Annotated in this window: 14 protein-coding genes; 3 read left to right on the top strand and 11 right to left on the bottom strand. The window is 41.1% G+C overall.

The features are described 5' to 3' along the window. Positions 1-20: 20 nt before the first annotated feature. The 5 genes from FFM70_RS07120 to FFM70_RS07140 form a co-directional block, all read right to left on the bottom strand. On the bottom strand, positions 21-731 hold the full coding sequence (locus tag FFM70_RS07120; protein ID WP_137616162.1) for a GntR family transcriptional regulator: 711 nt from the start codon (positions 729-731) through the stop codon (positions 21-23). A 611-nt stretch (positions 732-1342) separates the two neighbouring features. Next, complete coding sequence (locus FFM70_RS07125) at positions 1343-2476, bottom strand: GGDEF domain-containing protein (protein WP_137616163.1); 1134 nt, start codon at positions 2474-2476, stop codon at positions 1343-1345. Positions 2477-2634: 158 nt separating this feature from the next. Continuing rightward, entirely contained in the window at positions 2635-4392 is a 1758-nt protein-coding gene (locus tag FFM70_RS07130) for a hypothetical protein (protein WP_171002324.1), read from the bottom strand. Positions 4393-4399: 7 nt separating this feature from the next. Further along, positions 4400-6412: an McrB family protein gene (locus FFM70_RS07135; protein ID WP_137616165.1), complete on the bottom strand. Its 2013-nt coding sequence runs from the start codon at positions 6410-6412 to the stop codon at positions 4400-4402. Then, a complete protein-coding gene (locus tag FFM70_RS07140; RefSeq protein ID WP_137616166.1) occupies positions 6403-7524 on the bottom strand; it encodes a coiled-coil domain-containing protein in 1122 nt (373 codons plus the stop codon). Before FFM70_RS07140 ends, FFM70_RS07135 begins: the two co-directional genes overlap by 10 nt. 1048 nt (positions 7525-8572) lie before the next feature. Between FFM70_RS07140 and FFM70_RS07145 the strand changes: the two genes are divergently transcribed. The 3 genes from FFM70_RS07145 (at position 8573) to FFM70_RS07155 (ending at position 11889) form a co-directional block, all read left to right on the top strand. Next, complete coding sequence (locus FFM70_RS07145; RefSeq protein WP_137616167.1) at positions 8573-9292, top strand: WxL domain-containing protein; 720 nt, start codon at positions 8573-8575, stop codon at positions 9290-9292. Positions 9293-9330: 38 nt separating this feature from the next. After that, positions 9331-10374, top strand: coding sequence for a WxLIP family cell surface protein (locus tag FFM70_RS07150; protein ID WP_137616168.1), 1044 nt, complete (start codon positions 9331-9333; stop codon positions 10372-10374). 231 nt (positions 10375-10605) lie between these two features. Continuing rightward, entirely contained in the window at positions 10606-11889 is a 1284-nt protein-coding gene (locus tag FFM70_RS07155; RefSeq protein ID WP_137616169.1) for an ATP-binding protein, read from the top strand. 66 nt (positions 11890-11955) lie between these two features. Here FFM70_RS07155 and FFM70_RS07160 read toward each other — a convergent pair whose 3' ends face one another. The 6 genes from FFM70_RS07160 to FFM70_RS07180 all read right to left on the bottom strand — a co-directional run bounded on the left by FFM70_RS07160 (position 11956) and on the right by FFM70_RS07180 (position 21110). Further along, positions 11956-13107, bottom strand: coding sequence for an MFS transporter (locus tag FFM70_RS07160; protein ID WP_137616170.1), 1152 nt, complete (start codon positions 13105-13107; stop codon positions 11956-11958). A gap of 339 nt (positions 13108-13446) precedes the next feature. Further along, the gene (locus FFM70_RS13850; protein WP_171002325.1) at positions 13447-13608 is read right to left on the bottom strand and encodes a hypothetical protein; all 162 of its coding nucleotides are present in this window, start codon (positions 13606-13608) and stop codon (positions 13447-13449) included. A gap of 111 nt (positions 13609-13719) precedes the next feature. After that, positions 13720-14055, bottom strand: coding sequence for a hypothetical protein (locus tag FFM70_RS07165; protein ID WP_137616171.1), 336 nt, complete (start codon positions 14053-14055; stop codon positions 13720-13722). Between the two features lie 139 nt (positions 14056-14194). Continuing rightward, positions 14195-16597 carry a phosphoenolpyruvate synthase gene (gene ppsA / locus FFM70_RS07170; RefSeq protein ID WP_137616172.1) on the bottom strand — a complete coding sequence of 801 codons (2403 nt, stop codon included), beginning with the start codon at positions 16595-16597 and terminating at the stop codon, positions 14195-14197. 402 nt (positions 16598-16999) lie between these two features. Continuing rightward, on the bottom strand, positions 17000-18340 hold the full coding sequence (locus tag FFM70_RS07175) for an ATP-binding protein (RefSeq protein WP_137616173.1): 1341 nt from the start codon (positions 18338-18340) through the stop codon (positions 17000-17002). A 232-nt stretch (positions 18341-18572) separates the two neighbouring features. After that, entirely contained in the window at positions 18573-21110 is a 2538-nt protein-coding gene (locus tag FFM70_RS07180; protein ID WP_137616174.1) for an AAA family ATPase, read from the bottom strand. Between the last annotated feature and the right edge of the window lie 63 nt (positions 21111-21173).

A 21173-nucleotide genomic window follows, 5' to 3' on the forward strand; every position in this document is an offset into this window, starting at 1 on the left:
CCCCTGAGGCGCTTCCCGTACTAATTTTCGAGATCGATATTTTCGGTATGGTAGTACAGCTCCAAGTCTTCATAAACGAAGAACGTTTTAGAAAAGTTGAACACGTCACCATTCGCTAAATAGTTGATCCCGTCCAAACACAGTGTTTTATCGCCTTCCGGCAGGCCTACGAGCTGTGCGCGTTCCGCAGTCAGTCTGACTTGATGCACGTAATTTTCCGTGGTACTCCCAGTGATGCCATAAGCGTCACGTAAAAAGGTAAAGATCGACTGTTGGACACTTTCTTCCGATAAAAACGGCACGATTGCTCTTGGAAAATAAGACTCCTCCAAGTCATATAAACAATCCTTGAGATATCGCAACCGAATGACCCGGTAAAGCTCATCGCCAACTGAAATATTGCCTTGTTTCGCCAGCTTTTCATCCGCCTTGATCTTATCAAAGGTGACAATCTTAGATACCAATGGTCCCCCTTCGACCATGGCCGCGCGGTCAAAACCAATTGATAAGTTCAAAACAGTGGCTGACTCATCCGGCTGTTTAATAATAAAGTTGCCGCTACCTTGGACCCGGCGTAATAAGCCGTGTCGAAAGACCACATCGATAGCTTTTCGAATGGTATTGCGGCTCGCATTAAAACGGGCCATCAGCACTTTTTCAGTCGGTAATTTCGTTTCGTAGTCATTAGCAATTATCGATTTAATAATATCTTGCGCAATTGCTCGATACATGAGAATTCCTCCTTTCACATGTAATTGGTAGGCTCCTATAAAACTTGTGCCCACAAATATGATAGCATATCAGATTTGAAAGCGCTTCTATATTTAGAATTTTATACCAAAGAATTTTAAAATTGGTCAATACCAATTATGACGGTGTTTCGACTATGTCGACCGGTGACTTTTTATATAAATATTTTTATTAACACCATCAACTATTGCCCTAAAGAGGACAGTTTATTGCTGAAAAGCACAAAAAAACTAAGCTAACTTTAAATTATAAAGCTGGCTTAGTTTTAAATTTTAGTCCATTGAAGGTGCAAAACACTATCGTAAATACAGCGATAGTGACAATGCCCATATTTAAAATACGCTTGTACAAATTCAGCTCTTCATCAATCATCCCAAAATGTTAATTAGCTGTAGGTTGTTGCTGATAGCATCGGCCGTGCAGGTGGCGTTTGACCGGCGAATTTCCGGTCTTACACCACGGACCGGCCGAAAGACTTGCGGTTTAAGCAAGTCTTCCGGGCGAGGATCAAGACGTCCCTCAGGCTTGACCCGGTCCCTCGGCCGCATGCCATCAGCAACAACCGGAAGCGGCAATCATCAAGTATCTTTAGTTACACACTAGTAATTTGCATTCGTCCATTACGTTTAGAATGATACAAATTTTGGTCAACCCGATTATAAAAATCGATTGGCGAATTATCATTAGCCGATAGCGTTGAAACCCCGACTGAAATTGAAATATTCAGTCGACCACTCGCTGTTGATAGCGTCAGATGATTAAGTGCATCGAAAATCTGGGCCACAATTGTTTCAGTTGCAGCTAAATCTTTATTAGGAAAAAGAATATTAAACTCTTCGCCACCGGTTCGATATAATTTTACGTCTGGATCATTTGCATCCAAGACCGCTTGAACCGTGGTCGTGACGTGTTGCAACACGTGATCACCAACAATGTGACCATAAGTATCGTTGACCTGCTTAAAGTGATCGATATCAAACATCATCATACTAACCGGCTGCTGAGTCTCGTGGCTGTTTTCAAATAACCTTTGACTTGCTTCCGTGTAAGCTGCAAAATTTTCAGCTTGTGTTAGCGCATCATGGTTAGCATACTGTGCCAAATGAACTTTCAATTCGCTATCGTGTGTCAACATCGTGACATAAACATAGAGTAAAATTTCAAAAATGACCAAGTATAGCCATTCTTCACCAAATATGTGCCAAGTCAAATTATATTTGAACGTCATCCAAACCCACAGGATGCCCCCAAAGACAATTCCAGCAGCTAAGTAACTCAACGGTGCCCAAGGAAAAGTCCGAACTTTGACGCGTAATTGATTGAGCACCCAGAAAAAAGCGATTAACGTCAGCGCATGCCCCCACGATTGCCAGGAGGCCAATGAACCATCGTAAATAATAAACGCAATCAGAATACCAATGAAGAATGGTGATGGCACATGCCCTTGCAAAAAATAGCCGCAGAAGATAATGGCAATCAGTTGGAAGTTCATAAACTGCCACGCCTCACAGCTACCGACAACGATTGTTTGGATACAAAAAACAAAGACGGCCATATAAATGACTGCATACCAAGTATTGAGCTGACTATCGGTCAATTTTATCCGGCGATGATGATGTACCCAAGTCGTTAACCAGTTATAGGTAACCCAATATAATGTGAGCATGCCTAAAACAAAGAAAACGCTAGTAATAAATGGTGGCACTTGCCAATGGCTCCAGGTCATATTTAACTTGCCTTCCTCGTCAATAAGTAAATTAATATCTCTATTAGTTAAAATCTATTGACCTAAAAAGTCAACCGTGAATCCCAGATAATATACCAATATATCTTAGACATAATAAAATTCATAGGCACACATTATGTATCTATAAATTTATTATGTCAATCGTCAACTGTATTGGCACTTTTTAGCAAACTACGTGCATTCTTGATTCCTTTTTCAATAAATATTCTCAGCTTATCAGACCCGATATTAGGCCGTAGCTCGATAGAACTTATGTTGAAAGAACTTGCTTTTTCTTGAACACCTTCACTTCCTAATAATATTTTCGGATACAGTATTGCCACTTGAAGAACTGGGGACTTATCTGAAAATCCTAAATGCCTAAATGCCGCATATGAATCAGATTTAAAATACATTTTACTTTTAATACTGTCCACATATCCCAATAACTGTGCGCGCTTATCATTATAGACAAATTTCAAATTTCTATATTTAGTATCCATTACTAAAACATTGAGCAAAGTCCCTTCTGAATCTTGTATAGTGATCAAGATATCTGGCTTATTGTGAGACGAATTAGTCCATAATAATTCATTATTAGGCTCCCTACTCAAGCTTTTGTTGTACATAACAGTAAGCTTTAGTAAAGCATTTCCACTAACTTGGAACTCAAACTCTACACTGGTTCCATGTTCTAACACGCTTTGCACATTATAATCATCACTAAAAATCCATCCACCTACAGGGACCAAGCCTATTTCTATCATTTCTTTTATGGTTCTAACAAATCCCCATATCTCATATAAATCTTGGGTTCGAATCCAATCATAAACGTATTGTCGCACCATAATATTTCTTGTGCTATCTTTCTTCACTAAGCTATTAACAAGACAATATATATATCTATAACTATTATTCAGCATTGCCGACTTCGACAATTTACCATTAACACTCTTAATCTCATTAAATGATGCTGATGACAAAAAAGAATTAATATCCATTCCATATCTCAAAAGAATTTTTTTGTCATTCTTCAAGCTAGTTAAGTCCATTAGATTATTCTTGTGATTTATAAACGAAATTTTTTTGCTCAATTGATGGACCAATTTATTAATAATACTTTTTAATTGAATCATTTTGTACTTAATTACACGGTTATCCCGTAAGTCAAGGTTAACAAAGCGTTTAAATGAGTACATTCCTTCTAAATCTGGCCTCATTGTCATAACTTTATTACTATACTCGTCAATATTTTCTGCTTTATCACTAGTCCAATTATACTTTTTTGCAATTAGCAAGCGTGGATTTCCCTCAATAGAATATATAGAGTTTTCAAATTGATGTATATTGTTATGCAATATTTCAATTTTCTTTAAATCGTCAGCAGAGAACTCCTTTGTTTCAGATGATAACACCCCATTATTAATGGCTTCAAAAGATCTAGATAGTCCAGAGACCATTGATTCTACATCATCTCGCATAGCCATTAATTCATCTTCATTTAAAAACTTTGGTTTAACATAAAAATACGAAAAGTATCTTTTTTCACCAGGTTCTATTACCATAATTCTGTATATTCCAGGGCCATAATTCAACATGTTTTGTTTAATTTGTGGTGCATCACTAGTTTGATTTTTATAAATATAAAAAAAAGTAGCTTTATCAAACTCAACATTATTACTATTAGGATTAAAGTATTTCTGTTGCACATCTTCCGTATGATTCAAAAAATTGCCGTTGCCTTTAGTATCGTCAATATAAATTTTGGCATTTTCATTTCCAAAAAAGGCTAATTTACATTGTGTGTTTTCCACACACTCTTTAACATAGTCCAATGTTAAAATATCACGATATTCCTGCGTTTCAATTTCATGGCTGCTGAATTTTAATCTTTGCTTAGTTCCCTTACTGACCATGTACGCATCAACTGACAAAACCAGTCACCTGCAATTCTTTAGCCTTCTTTAAAAGAACGGCACGTGAAAGAACAAAATCAGACAAACTAGATTCTTCGTCTAATAAATCTAGTAACTTCCCTTCGAGTTTTGAATCGTTTATCTCCAAAAGACCATTAAATGTATCGCTTGTACCTCTCAATTTTGGAAGTATTCTCTGTGCGACTTGATAGTCCAGTGCATCCTGGCGGTTAAAGTCCATTTTTTCAGAAATTGATGCCAAAAAGCCTTCAATACTGTTTAAAGTTCTCCATCCAAATCCTCCGTCTGGTATATCATTCAAAAATAGCTCATCAAGTTTCCAGAAGAAATCTAACTCATTTTTTGTTAACCCATTTTTCTCTTTATTCGTAGCAATAGTATTCATAGATGTTGCTAAGAACGCTTGATATTCTTCAAACTCCTTTTTACCATCTTTTGGTAGACCATCATCTATAACTTCAGCAGGATTATTACGTTTATTGAACGGCACCATTTGTAGTTCAATGATATTTGCCCGATCCATTAATTTATCTGAAAAGCTGAAGGTCGATTCATCAATATTTACAGTTCCAACAAATCTGATATTTGAGCCTATCTTAATAGTACTAGGGTATCGATCACTATTAAATAAATGTACGATGTTACTATTGTACAGTCTTATTTCCCTCTCAGAATTATTTCTTTCCAAGACTGAAATGAATTGAGAAAAGTAGTGCTCTATTCTCGCTAAATTCATTTCATCCAATACAACAATATACATATGGTTTGGATCAGCGGCTGCATCGACTAACATTTCTACTAGCCCAGAATCAGATGGCCGATACACATTGTGCATAGTATCTGCATACCCCAAAAGATCAGAATCATCTTGCCATGACGGACGAACTGAAATCATTTTAAATTGATTTGTTCCCAACACACCTAATGCATCGGCAAAAGCTGTTATTATTTTGGATTTTCCAGTTCCACTCAAGCCAGCCAAAACTGTCAAAGTACTTGTTTTTAATGAGAGATAAAAGCTTACCAAATCGTTATCATTCAATGTCAGATTATACTTTTTTGATTTAACCATTTTTCTAAAATTAGATATTAATTGAATCTCATGAATGTCATCTTTAATTAAATTTGATTCAATATCTTTATCTTGCGTGTCAGAAACATCACTACTCGACTTATCATTATTATCACCCGATAACACACTATCGTAGTTTGTATTCAGATCTAATTGTGTAACCATTAATTGTGTGGTTGGTACAAACGAAACATCATCATACCCGGGAATGTTGAAATAGATAAACTTCATCCATTCGGATGTTTTAATTTTTCTAACATTTACATTCGAATTTTTGGCAGGTGTTACATACCGCAAATATTCTGGGGCTATGTCAGATAAGTCTAAATTTTCATATAGATATCCTAGTTCACCTGAATAATTCAGCCCAGCTTCTTCGTGAAATATCGCAAAGCTACTAATATCATCCGTATTTTTCCCAAACAAGTCTGTATTATCAATAGGGATTGCCCTACCAGTATTCAAAGAATTTTCAAATTTTTCTCTATTAGGCAAATCACTTTTTTCTCCAATAATTGGTATCAGCTCATAGGAAAGATTTGAAGAAAAGTCATCATTTTTTTGTACGGCTGCTAAATTCTTTGCAACATAGTTTGGACCATAACTCTTATCATAACGTGTATAACTTTCCTCTTCCCAAATTTGAAATATGAATAAATGACCTTTTGCCCAGTCAGCAAAATTGTTCTTACGTTCTTCCTTTGTTAACTCCCGATCGTCTTCAAAATCTAAGTGCGATATTTCAGAATCATATGCATTAATTTCTTCACCAGCATATGTACTACTACTATTCAAAAGCCGTAATTTAAACATTAGGTCATTGTTCCTATCAATCAATATACCGCCAGTGGTACTCACATCACCGTTTTGATCTATCTGATTCCACTCACCAATATATGCTTGTCCATATTTCTTTTTCATAGCCATGATGTTTCAAACTCCTCTATTGAATTTTGCAAATAGGCCTTTAAGTTAAGACCTTTAGCCATTTTTTCAATTCTATATTTTTCATTATTGTTAAGCGCACCTGAATATATATTTATATACTTTATCGAATCTTGAACTTGTGAAACTTGTTTTTCTAGATCTGAGATTTCTTCAAATATCTGAAATCTAAAATTATATACACGAGTCTGAGTCACCCTATTGGTAGCAAATACCTCTGAAACGTTCAATTTAGCAATAATCTGTTTATTTTTTATTTTATTTGGAAATCCGATTTGCAGTACCGTCTTTTGGTCTAAATCTGAAATACTCATATTTGAGGAATCTTTTGGCGATTCTGACCGCTCTATTGACTCTGCCTTACTGAGTAAATCTGCTAATTTTCCCGATTGTTCTAAATTTTTTTCATTTAAATGACTAATAGTATCATTTCTATCTTTAATTTCCTTTTTCATGGTCTTAGTTTCTTGAATCAACTTTATAGAATATTCTTTTTCCGTTTTCATTCTATTCACAGTCGCGCTAAGTTGCTTCTTTTTATTCTCCACTTCACCCTCAAATCGTAAATTAGCACTCCGAAGATCCTGACAAACCTTTTTTAAATCAGAGATTTTGGAATCTTTTGATTTTATTTCAGCTTTCAATTCTTTTATATTATTGTCTCTGTTCTCTATTTGCTGCTTCAATTTTTTTATAATCGAATTATTCAAGCTTTTGCTTTCGAGTGAATTAGGACGTATGTCCGCTAATTTCTGGGGAACTTCTTTTGAAACTCTTTCGCTAAATGTCTCAATAAGACTTGTAGCTTTATCATAGTCACCTAGGACATAGCTTTTAACAATCTTATTCCATTGTAAATTTTCCGACTCAGACTCTTTGCCATTTTTAGAAATACTTTCAGATACTTTACTAAAAAACAAATCGAGCTTACCAATATTCTTAGGTTGTAAAAGTTGCATATTGGTAACCGCATATGAAGACTTCTTATTAGTATTTCTGGGAATTGTAACACCCTTTACTCCTGAAACCAATCGTACATACAACGTACTTGGCATGTGCTCCAAGAGCCAAATTCGTACATTTCTTTTATCCAACTTAACTCTTCTCCTTTTTATCATATAATGCCAAATATCCATAGCTGTAGAAATTTACAAAGCATTAATCATTTAATCTTTTAAGAAGGGGGACTCGTAGTTCAAATATTGAATAAGCTACTACAAAGTCTATCTAAAAAATATATTAACTACACCAATCGTAACAATAAGAATGGATAACCCACTTAATGATATATCCTTATGAATATATATAGTCAAATTGATATCTTTTAACACCATTTATGTACATCTTGAAAATACCCTCAGCATTGCCAATATCAATGTTTTCAATTCTTTCATCTCCAGACATTACACGTTGATTTCCTAGTAATCATTTAATAATTATACAATGAAACGTCGCAAATATACTATTACTACTTGGATTTAAAATTGGATTTTGGGCCTTGAAACAATTATGTGTAAATAGAAAATTACACATGGACCTAAGGTAATAACGTCAATTATCATGGAACCTATGTAAACTTTCAATACTACAAAGCCGAATTCAGAGTCTCATCATTAGCGTACACTTTACGTATCAACACCGGGAACCCAACCCTAATAATTAGCCAAAGCAAAACAGCAGCTACTATAATGGGTGCAATCTAGGTGTTAGATCACTTCATAACTAAATAATAAAAGTCTAAAGACTCACATCAATTTAATGGAGTCCGCCGACAAAAACTGAACTGACAGGTCAAAAGTGAGAACAACATCCAAATAAATCGGTTCTAAAATGAGACATACAGATATTCATAATTGCCATGATAAAAAGTATTTGAACAGTCATTACTATGGTACAAGTCAATTTGATGTAGCCTATACGCCACACAAGCATCCAATAATGGACAAAAATTATACCAATCATAATTTTTCAAGCTTAACATTTTAGCACTTCAACGAAACCAGCCTAGTATGCAAAGTTGCCGAACAAAATTTCTAATAGCACCTTTTTGTACAATGATGGTATTGTTTGGTTACTGACAGAACGATAACGATGCTTAGTCTTAAGTCATCTACAAACAAAAATTAGAATGGAGGAATTATCATGCGTTCATTAAAAATTATGGCCGGCCTGAGTAGTACCGTCACGCTGGCATTACTATCATTGAGTCCCTTAGCTGCCATGGCGGCTGGTCCCGGGACCACGACGAGTAACTTGACCACGGTTTCCAGCGGCTATGTTGCTGATACGACTGGTTCTGCTGAAGCGGCTTCGAATGCCGAATTCACCGTCTCACCAGGTAGTTTGACCCTAAATCAAGTCCCAAATATTTCATTAGGTAGTGCTGGTGTCAAGAGTATTGCAACCGCTGACACGACTTTACCAGTTGTCAGTGGCACTACCACTGGTGGCACAAGCTATGACGGTAACAATTCTGGCACCTTAAGCGTCAGCGACTATCGTGGCAATCACGCTGGTTGGTCGTTATCGGTCGGCATGGGGCCATTCACTTCCGGCACCAATACCGTTACTGACGCTAAATTAACGCTGAATGAAACGGCCGGTACGTTAGATAACACCGCCACGGCCGCACCAGTTAACCTGCTGTTGTCCCAAGGCACCGTTACTAGCGGCTGGATCAGCAATCCCGAAAACTTGTGGAATGCAGACACCAACACCGGTGAAGGGAATAACACCGCGACGACGGCAACGAGCAGTAGCTTATTGATTAGCAAACAACCTTTGATTTCAGCTGGTACCTACACTGCAACTTTGTACTGGGCACTCGACAGCGCACCGGTATCGGTCAAACCAGCAAGTTAACTCAACTGAAACGCTTAGCATGACTGGAGATGGGTAGAATGTCGTTACGCAAACTAATTTGGGGCCTATTAGCTTTAGGCCTACTCGGCGGACAAGCATTCGGATTCCCGCTGCCAGTTCAAGCAGCTCAAACACCGACCGCCAACTTTGTGGTCACCCCTTTATTTCCTAAGAATCAATTATCAACGAAGGATGGCTACTTCAATCTTAAGGTCACGCCGGGAAGTACCCAAACGTTAAAACTGTCAGTGACCAATCCGGGGACAACTCGACGCGAGCTACAGATCATTCCGGTCAATGCCACGACTGCGGATTCCGGCACGATTGTTTACATTCCGTCCAACCGCACCGATCCATCCGCGAAAACGACTTTTACAAAAATGACCTCGTCAGCCGTGACCGTTGATTTAGCACCACACCAAGGAAAGACCGTCTCGTTTGCAACCAAGATTCCTAAGGATGGCTTTACTGGCGAGATCTTAGGTGGCCTCTTCGTTACCAATCCTAAAACCAGCAAAGCAAGCACGAAACGGACCGCCCAAAATTTCCAACTGGCTAACCGCTATGCGGTAACGACCGCCGTTGCGCTCTGGTGTCAGCCAAATCAAGCCGTACCTGCCAAGGTTCAATTAGCAAGTACGAAAGTGATCACCAACGATGCCAGCACCGCACCAGTCGTCGTCGCTAAGCTCCGTAACTTAGCCCCCATTGCTTTTGGCGAACTCGAGATCAAGACTCAAATTTTTGAAAAGGCCACTGGTCACGAGGTCGTTTCACAGACCTTGAAGAATCGCGCCATGGCCCCCAATAGTTGGTTCAACGCTGAGATTGGCCTCGGCGATAAGCCCCTGACACCTGGCAAATACACCTTAAAAATGCAGTTAGCCAGCGGTGATCGTCATTGGCGTTTTACCCAAGACTTCACGCTATCAAAAACGCGGACTCAAGAACATAATACACGCACTAAACCCGTCAAAGGGACGGCCACGACCGCTTGGTACTGGTTCGCCCTCGCCGGCAGTTTAGCTTTAGTCGTTATTGGACTCGCGTACTGGCTCGGACGCCGACACGGACATCGCTAAATTGAACAAACGCCTCAAAATGGCCCTGACGACATGTGAAATCAGCATGTTGTCAGGGTCGTTTTTTGCTTTTCAGCACATTATCATGTGGACCAAAACGGCTATCAATGACAAAATTTCAAAAAGTTTAATTAATAAGTTTATTGTGATATATAATTAACTTAATTTAACATTTCGTCAACGGAATCATCACTAAACGACACACTTAATTTATTCTAAGGGGAACCTGCATTGACTTATTTACTCTACACATTGTCGCTAATTTCTAGCTGCTACGAAATGGTGATTATTGGATTAGCCTTTCGTGAACGCCTGACTTGGCGCTTCAGCTTGAGCTGGTTGGGCATCATTCTTGCCTTGCAATTTCTGCAGCAAGCCGCAACCGCCTGGTGGTCACAACTACCGCTAGCCTTGATTTGGATTGTGCCCCTAACGATTGTCGACACGATCATGGCAACGCGGCTACTGAACACACACTGGCTCATCGTGTTACCCATTATCCTGTCGCTAAATGCGTTGAAACGGTTAATTGGCGGTATCGGCGGGACCTTTTTAAAATTTGCACTATCGGCCGACGACCCCATGCGACTCCGACAGGCCATTGGGTTGGGTGATTTAACTGCGAGTATCAATTTAATTGGTGCCGCCGCGTTAGGCTTGCCAATCATTATTTTAATTGGCTTGCTGGCACATCACTTTGTCAGTCGTACAAACGTGCTAGCCTTTTTTCAGCAGGTCAAAGTCGCCACGAGTGATTATTGGCTCGTTTTTCTCGAATACGCCGCGTATGTACTGGCTTATTGCTATGCCCTCGAACAACCCGTCGTGACTCAGACTTACATTGCCGTCGTTGCCACGCTAGTTTTCGGCACGACCACCGCGTATCTTGTGATTAACAATAACAACCGCCTGACCGACAATCAGCTGCTAGCACAGGTGACAACTACCAATGAGCAACTCGTTCAACATCAGACACAATTGGAATCATTTCACGATGACTATCGCAACACCTTGCTGAATCTCAATCACTATATTCGTAATAACGACGTCGCCGGTCTGAAAGCTTATTATCAAAAACTGGCGGGCGCACCGGCAGCCTCACCACTGACAACGACGACAATCACGACACTCAATCAGTTAAATAACCCAGAATTGCGTGGTTTGATTTATGCGAAGGTCGAAACGGCCGCATCACGTGGTGTCCAGCTGCAGCTTAACCTGACGCAACCAATCATCATCAAAGCCGACCACCCCATTAAAGTGGGCCGCCTGCTCGGTAACTTGTTAGATACCGCAATCGACAACGCCGCACAAACTGATCAGCCAGTTACACTGACGATCCAAGCTTTGCCAAGAGAAGTCGTCCAGCTACAAGTCAGCTATACCGTATCTGAAACAACCAGTCAGTGGTCAGCCAGTCTACCAGACCAGCAATCACTGGCTGATGACCAACTGCAAGTCACGACTCAGCTCAATGACCAACAAGTTGTTGCAACTTTAACAATTACGGCCTAAAAAATAGGATTTCAGAAGTCAGTTTAAGATTTCTGAAATCCTATTTTTAGTTGCAAGCCGTCTCATTTAAGCTAAGCCGCGGCGATCCCACCAATAGACCAACACGACCAATGGTAAGGTCACAAACATGACGGGGTAAAACCACGTCCACGGCAATAAACTACTGATGAGTCCCCCAAACATGGGTCCCAGCGTCATACCTAAATCGATGCCAATATAAAAGGTACTGTTGGCTAGCCCGCGGTCGGCCCTTGGCACTAAGGTCAATGCTTTGGCCTGACAGATTGAGTACATGAGCCCATACCCTGCCGCTAATCCCAGCGCCGCAATGACTAACATGAACCAATTGCTCAACCGTACTAACGCTAAAACACCGATAAAATTACATCCTAAGCAAATCCAGAAAAACTTTCGAAAGGGCACTCGGTCAAAGAGATCTCGTAAACCTAATCTTAGACCCAATAAAATAATCGCATATACTGGGAAAAACGCCCCGGCTGATACTGAAAAATGGCGTTGTTCAATGTAGCTGACAAGGTAAGTCTGCGTGGCAAAATACGGCAATGAAAAGAGCATCAGAATCAACGCCACTGGCACCACTTTCGGTTGAACCAAGTGAAAACGTTTGGCATGAGTCGTCGCTTGGACCGGCTGGGGAATCCCGCGACTGCCGACAAATTGAATCAAAAACAGCATCAGTAAACTACAACCAGCGGACGTCCAGAAAACAGTTTGATAACTAAAATGACTGTATAAATAGACCGCTAACGCCGGCCCAACCGCCATCCCCATCGCGTTGGCGAGACCATAGATGCCCATGCCAGAACCGATTCGATCAGCTGGCAGTAAGCTCGCCATCCAAGTTGCCATGCAAACGGAACAGAGCGTATAACCAATCCCGGTAATAATTCGACAAATAATGATCAGTGTGAGATTAGTCGTTAGACTGTAGCCGACGCTGGCTAACACAAATAGCACGCCACCAACTGTGGTCAAATGATATTTGGACACGCGGTCAGTCAAGTTGCCGGCAACCGGCCGTAACAATAATGACGTTAAATTCGTCGCGCCGGCAACGACACCCGCTAACAAACTGTTAGCTCCGACGCTGCTTGCAAAGCCCGCAATCACCGGATTGATCAGCATTGGGTTCATCAGGAAGAAGAAGCTAGCCGCTAGAACTAGTTTGACATCTTTGGTATATAACTTAGTTTTCATGAATAATTACACTTTCTTACAGTAAATTAATTTATACTTCCATTATCGCGCTAATTTGGGCTGAATTTTGGATTAATTAATTTAATTAGTAACTGCTCTTAGAAAATAAAAAACGCCCCTAATCGGACGTTTTCGAAAATTTTTCATATCTATCACACTCAATTACTAACTGGCAAAGAATGTCGAATTATTTTTACCAACGGAAATTTCATTTTCGACCTGACTCGGTTCCCGTTTTGAAACATTAATTTTCATTTCAGAGTGAATCGTCTGCCGTGGTTCATCTTCAACATATCCTAGTGCAATCAGTAAACTAATCGCAGCGGGTAGCTGCTTGTTTCACTTCTTATCAGACTCTTCGATAAATAACTCATACAATAACCAGCCTGCACCAATCGCTGCACAAGCCCCACCAATTATCGGGACAAAACTGAATCGCGACACGGTCATCATGATTGCCCCACCAACAAATAGAAAACCACTAGCTAAAACTGGCTTCATTAACTTCCTCCGTAAACGGTTGCAACCAACATAATTGTTACCAGTCTAGCAAAGCCATGGCTAATATGTCTACTATTGAACGAACTAATAAATCCATTTTGTCAGCAAGTCTTAGTTATCAACGACTTTCAGCAAGGCGTTCAAATCGGCTTGCTTGTTTAAAACCGTCACTAACTGTTGGCCGTCTTTTTGGTAGGTCATCGACTTGAATACCTTTACAGGTAGCTTGGGACCGCTAGCAGCCGCCATTTGTAAGTTCGTCAATTTGGCAAAAACGTTCACTTCTGGATTAACGTCAAAGATTGCCGCCACATCTGGTAACATCTCGCCTAGTGGTAACTGATTCGTGTAGTTGCCACTATTAAAGTAGGCACGTAAGCAGAACATGAGAATTGCTCGTTCATACATCGATAACGTTGCTAACTGCTTTTTCAACTCTGAATTCATCTTTAAATTTACCATCCTAATTTTTGACTTCTTAATTATCATAGCACATTCCAGAATCATCCTAAAAAAAGGAACCGCAACGCCTAAGTTAAGTTAGACGTTACGGTTCCTTCAAACCTTTTACCGTTCAATCAACGGGTTATTTCCAATCATAATCCGTTGGGTCTTGCAAACCGCGGCCAGTTGCTTTATCCAACATGATGCGTTGTTCAAAGTGAGCCACATTCCGCTTCGTTTCCTTGACCATATCTGGGTTGACGGAAACATAGTCGATCCCATTTTGAATCAAGAAGTTCGTGAAGTCAGGGAATTCAGACGGTGCTTGACCGCAAATGGAAACAGTCTTGCCATCTTTGTGTGCCGCAGTGATCAAATGACGAATGGCGCGTTTAACTGCTAAGTTACGTTCATCAAAGAGACTCGCAACGGTATCGTTATTCCGGTCACAACCGAGCAACAACATGGTTAAGTCGTTAGACCCAATGGAGTACCCATCAACATATTCGTTGAATTTATCAGCCAAAATGATGTTTGATGGAATTTCAGCCATCATGTAAACTTTGAAGTCGGCATTACGAACCAAGCCTTCACCAGCCATGATGTCTGTAACTTTCTTAGCTTCATCAAGCGTCCGAACGAATGGAATCATGACATTCAAGTTCTTCAAGCCAAACTCGTTCCGAACTTTCTTAACGGCAGCTAATTCAAGCTTGAACGCATTGATATACTTCGGATCATAATAACGTGAAGCCCCACGCCAGCCTAACAAATCAGCTGGTTCATGTGGTTCAAACTTCTCGCCACCCTTAAGCTTACGATATTCACTCGACTTGAAGTCGGAGAGCCGTAAGACCACTGGCCGTGGTGACATGGCCCGAGCAACCTTAGAAATACCGTCCGCTAACATGTCGACGACCTTTTCAGGATGGCCTTCTTCAATCAAGTAGAGTGGATGTTCGTGGATATAAGTCGTCCAGAGGAACTCTTCACGCATCAACCCGATCCCATCAGCTGGTAATGATGAATACTTTTCAGCTAACTCTGGGTCACCTAAGTTCATCATGACACCAGTTGCGGTTGGGGCGAAGGTTTCGGCGGCAACAACTTGACCAGCAACTTGGGCTGCCGGAGCGGCTTTCTTCAACATGCTATCGATCTTACCTTGGTAAACGACCCCATTCTTGGCATCAACTGTAACCACATCACCAGTCTTGAGCACACTGGTGGCAGCCACGTGCTTACTTTCAGTCCCGACGATACATGGAATTTCCATTTCTCGTGAAACGATCGCAGCGTGGCAAGTCATCCCACCATTATTAGTGACAATGGCCGCAGCCTTCTTCATCGCTGGTACCCAGTCAGGTGAAGTCATCAAGGTGACCAAAATTTCACCTTGCTTGAATTTATCGATGTCTTTTGGATTATCAATAACGTGAACGACGCCAGTTGCTAAACCTGGACTTGCAGGTAACCCACGAACAACTACTTTAGCATCTGCTTCTGAAACCACGTTATCATCTCCAGCATCACTTGTTTTTCCTTTATTACGTTGTGACCAAACGGTTTCTGGACGCGCTTGGACGATCCAAAGCCGGTCAGTATTAACGTCTAAGGCATATTCCATATCCATGTAACAGCCATAGTGCTTTTCGATTTCTTTAGCATAGCCAGCCAATTCAACGACCTGACTATCCGTTAAAACTTGTTTATCTTGTAAGTCGGCAGGCACATTTTGTTCCTTCGTCCCACCATTGGCAACCCGCATCAACTCAACCGGCTGCTTAATGACATTTCTTTCAACGATCTTCAAGGTTTCCTTATCCACAACGAAGTGGTTAGGGGTAACTTTGCCTAAGACGATATATTCGCCTAAGCCCCGAATCCCGTCGATGACAATCTTGGAATCATCACCATTAGCAACGTTGACGGAGAACATAATCCCTGAGGCCTTTGAGAAGACCATCATTTGGACCGCTGCTGATAAGGCGACTTTTTCGTATGGGAACTGTTGCTTGTGCCGATAATAAGTCGCCCGATCCGTGAACAATGATGAATAGCATTGTTGAACCCGGTTAACAACGTCAGCAGCACCCTTGATATTTAAGTAAGATTCCTGTTGACCGGCAAACGAAGCATTAGGAAGATCTTCTGCAGTCGCAGAGGAACGAATCGCAACAAATGGATCAGATTGACCCATCTTGTCAGCAAGATCAACGTAAGCCTTTTGAATATCATTCGCCAAATCAGTTGGCATGGTTGCGCCAACGATCAAGTTACGAATTTGCTCACAAGTCTTGTGCAATTCGTCCGAATCTTCGTAGTCCACAATACCGTTAAGCAACGTGTTAACTTTATCGTTTAATCCGGTCTTATCCATAAAGTAGCGATAAGCTCGGGCAGTTGTGGCGAAACCATATGGTACCGGCACATCCATTGAGGAAGTCATTTCTCCCAATGAGGACGATTTCCCACCAACTAAGCTAACATCTTCACGATGTAATTCATTAAACCATAAAACATTTGCTGTATCGCGACTACTCATAATATTACCTCCTTGAAACTTTCAATCTCAAATTTAATCAGACAAACCAAAGATAAAGCGGTTTCTTTTTACGACTTCATTGTAGTTCAACCATGCACAAAGTTCAAAGGTATTTCCTAACCTTTTCAGGCTTGATTTTATAATAATACCATTAAATCAGTATGTTAGGTTACTTAATAATCCATTCTGTAATTTGATAACAGATGAGCAAAGTGCCAGTTAATCACAGTTTACAGCTATGATTGCTTTCAAATTAAAAAGACCTATACCTACGATAAAAAAGCTCCGTAATTATAGGCCTTTTCAGCTGCTAAAAATTGTCAACTAACAACAAGGATTGACACTTTAATTTATCTCCCCTATCTCCCCTTATCTCCCCATCATCTCCCCTTATCTCCCCATTCACGAGCCCAATACATACTTCGTAGCTGGGCCTGCACCAATCTTTTCCAAAACATTTTCGGCCACTAACCTTTTCAAATACCTATTAGCCTGCGTTCCACTTATATTTAACAATACTTCTGTCGTAGATCTCGTAATAGAAACGTGACTCTTCAAATAGGCAACAATTTTTTCCCGACTTTCAAAAAAGATCGCAACCCCAGCAGTTTCAAGCCCATTGATGTCTTCTGGACCCGATAGGCTCTCTTGATAATTAAGGTTAGGCAATGTCACCTTGACATAGTCTTCCTTCGCAACAAATATCGGCTTTCTTCCGGTGCTAGCATAACTGCTTAAAATTCTTCTAATTCCAGTTCCGTAATCCTCAACATATTTTAATTTATTAAGTGTTTTGACAATTTGTGGATTTCTCGGTAAGGTCTGCCCATCTAAAACAGCTTCAAGTTGCATTCCCCCAGGCAGTGGTCCAGGCGACAAAATCGTGAGCCTGTCATCAAAAACTTCAATTTGCACTGGCGACTGACTAAAGTAAGAACGATGGACAATTGCATTAACCACCGCTTCTCGAACAGCCACATTTGGATAACTTCTTTGCTCAGTTCTTTGGGGACTTCCAGTAATCTGTGCCGCCAACGGATTATTCAAATCAATGAAAGTTAAAGCATCATCAATTTGGCTTAGCAAGCTACCTGACAATTGCCGTCGGTTTTTAAACTGTTCTACTGTCAATCCATCAAAAACTGCGATTTTTACCAAAAAAGGGTTCTGGTCACTCATTAGCAATGCGGCATTTGTAAATTTTGCACGTGAATCATAAAAGCCTAAAGACTTGGGTTTGAAAAGTAAATTTTGTTTTTTAAATCGCAACCTGACACTATCAAAACTAACATTCTGAATGGGTGACTCAGAAACATCAAATGTACCCAAGCTTTGACTAGCTATCATTTTAGTCACACGTTCTGGAGATGCTTTAATTGACTCAGAGCCATTTCTAACATAGGCTTTGTCATCCAAAAAGTATGGTTTGAATTTTCCCGGTCGTATTTCAAGGCATAACAGACCATGGTTATAATATATTTGGACTAACCCAACTGGACTCGGATAGTAAATCGAGCTAGACAGCCAACGTCCCAGCTGTTCTTCAATATTATGTAATTCCATTTCCGTATACGTATGTGTGACTCGTCGACTTTTATCAGCCACACCCAAATAAATATAGGCCGTATTATTACCGTTTAGGAAAGCCGCAATTTCTTTTTTACACTTTTCATTAAAGCTTTCTTTATACTCAGTTACTTCATCTTCCACTGGAAAAGGCTGGGAATCTTCTGAATGTAACATGCGCCTACCTCTTTTTCATTTTCACAATGTCATTAACGTCACTCAGAATATATCATTTGTTTAACACTGTTACCAATATTATCTACACCTATTTTCAAGTAAGCCATCTCTTAGCTGTTAAAGTCCTATTCTTGAAAATGTCACTAAAATACCCTCAGCCTAAAAAAAGAAACCAATCCAAAAATGGCTTGATTTCTCCTCCGCCCAATTAGCCAGGCTGGTTGTTTAACTTTTAAGCTAACTGAAATTTCTGAAAATGTGTCTTTAAATATTTAAGCGTCAAACTAGTGGCATTTTTGATCAAGGCTTTGGGTTCCCCACTGGCCATCAATTGACCGCCGGCTTGGCCACCTTTAGGCCCTAAGTCGATCAAGTAATCCGCATTCGTCATCAAATCAAGGTCATGCGTGATGATGATAATCGTGGCGCCCTTGGCCTTCAAGCTGTTGATGACACCTAGCAACGTTTGCACGTCTTGCGGGTGTAAGCCAACGGAAGGTTCGTCAAAAATAAATAGCGTCCTACTCTGGCGTTTATTTAAATGGCTCATGAGCTTTAAACGTTGCGCTTCGCCACCAGATAAACTTGGCGTGCTTTCGCCCAAATGTAAATAGCCCAATCCCATCTCATCCAATAATTTTAACTGTTTCTCAATCTTCGGTACCGACTCGAAAACGGCTAACGCGTCACTGACAGATAAGTCTAACAACTCCACAATATTGTGCCCCTGCCAGCGAATCTGCTGAATCTCATCCTTATAACGCGCACCGTGACAGTAGGGACAGACTTCTTCCATGTCTGGCAAATATTGAATGTCCAACGTAATCATGCCCAGACCGCCACAATGTTCACACGCACCTTGCTTATTATTATATGAAAAGTAAGCCGGACCGAATTTTTTTGCTTTGGCAGCGGGTTGGCTGGCAAAAATCCGCCGCAAATTATCCATAATCGTCGTGTAAGTGGCGATAGTGGAACGAGAATTTTTCCCGATTGGTTTGGCATCCACCGACACCACATCTGTCAGATGCGTTTTCAGGTTAGCGACTTGTTTTGGTAAGGCCGCCTTCGCATTGAGTGCTTTGATGGCTGGCACGAGACTATCCAAAATCAGACTGGTCTTCCCAGCGCCAGAGAACCCAGTCACGGCGGTAATCTGGTTGCCCGGAATCGATACCGCGACATCTTTTAAATTAAAGTAATTTTTCACTTCAAATTCAGTGGTCAACTCGCTCGCTTTTTTGGTTGCTGATACTTTGGGATGCATGATTGCCGCTTTCCCAGAAATATACGGCCCAATCAAGGATTGTGGATTACCAACTAAGTCTTGTGGCGTGCCTTGGGCAATGATGTTCCCACCGGCGTCCCCCGACCCAGGTCCAATTTCAATCACCCAGTCGGCGGCTTCGATAATGTCGACTTCATGATCAACGACCACGAGTGAATTGCCTTGCGCAATCAACTGCCGAAAGACATGGATCAAGCCTTGCACGTTGTCTGGATGTAGGCCAATCGATGGCTCATCAAGCACGTACAACACGCCGGTCGTTTCCGTTCGAATCGTCTTCGCCAATTGTAGCCGTTGTAGCTCGCCGGTTGATAAAGTATTCCCATTTCGAGCTAGTGTTAAGTAATCTAAACCAAGTTCAAGGAGTGGCCGTAACGTATCCGTCAGGTTCTTGAACAACACTTTAGCCATCGCTTGCATCGCAGCTGGTAAGCCTTGCTTAGCTTGAGTCTCCCAATCAGTCAATTTTCCTAACGATAAGTCCGAGACTTCAGCAATGTTTCTGCCGCCAACTAATTGCGTTAACAATTCCGGGTTCAGCCGCGTCCCATGACAAGTTGGGCAAACTGAGAAATGGAAAAATTGATTCACTTGGTTGATGGCCCGATCACTTTTGACCGTTTTGAGCGAATCGTAGACCGCCGCAAACGCATTTTCATAGAGTGTCTTGTCAGTATGAAAGACCCGGCCCGTCGAAGTTCGAAAATCAACCGGATACTGCTTCTTCTCACCGTGGAGCACGATCTCCTTTTCAGCATCGGTTAAATCTTTGTATGGCACATCGGTACGAACCCCTAGCGTTTCAGCGACGGTCGGCATAAAGTTTCGACCAGGCAAATGCCATGACGCCACGACCCCCTCGGCCAAACTCAGATTTTCATCACCAATTAGCTTGCTCTCATCCAATTCGCGAACTTTCCCAGTCCCGTGACATTCAGGACAAGCACCGCCTGAATTAAAGGCGAAATCTTCCGCCGACTTAGCCATAAATTCAACGCCACATTCTGGACAGGTGATGTATCCCATCTTGCTATCAGGGCCACCTGGCAAGTCCATCGATTGTGCAATCTTCAAACTTGGACCAATTCGATGTCCATTTGGACAAACGGTCGAGCCTAACCGTGAAAAAATCAGACGAACAACGTTAAATAATTCACTCATCGAGCCGACCGTCGACCGTTCTGACGGCACATTGGGCCGTTGCCGCAACGCGATGGCCGATGGGATATGCCGAACTTCTTGGACTTGTGACCGTTTGCTCTGACTGATTCGACGTCTGGTATACGTCGATAACGCCTCTAAATAACGGCGTGATCCTTCCGCGTATAGAATTCCCATCGCTAACGAACTCTTTCCAGACCCTGAAGGCCCCGAAATCGCCACAAATTGATTCAAGGGAATATCGACATTAATATTTTTTAAGTTATGAACATTCCCACCGCGAACGCTGATATGTTCCTGTTGTTGCACACTAGTCGCCATAAATGAACCACCCTTCTACGACACTCAGCTCAGCGCAGTTACGCTAATTGCTGTTGGTTTGTG

This window comes from Lactiplantibacillus nangangensis, assembly GCF_005405065.1.
GTDB lineage: Bacteria > Bacillota > Bacilli > Lactobacillales > Lactobacillaceae > Lactiplantibacillus > Lactiplantibacillus nangangensis.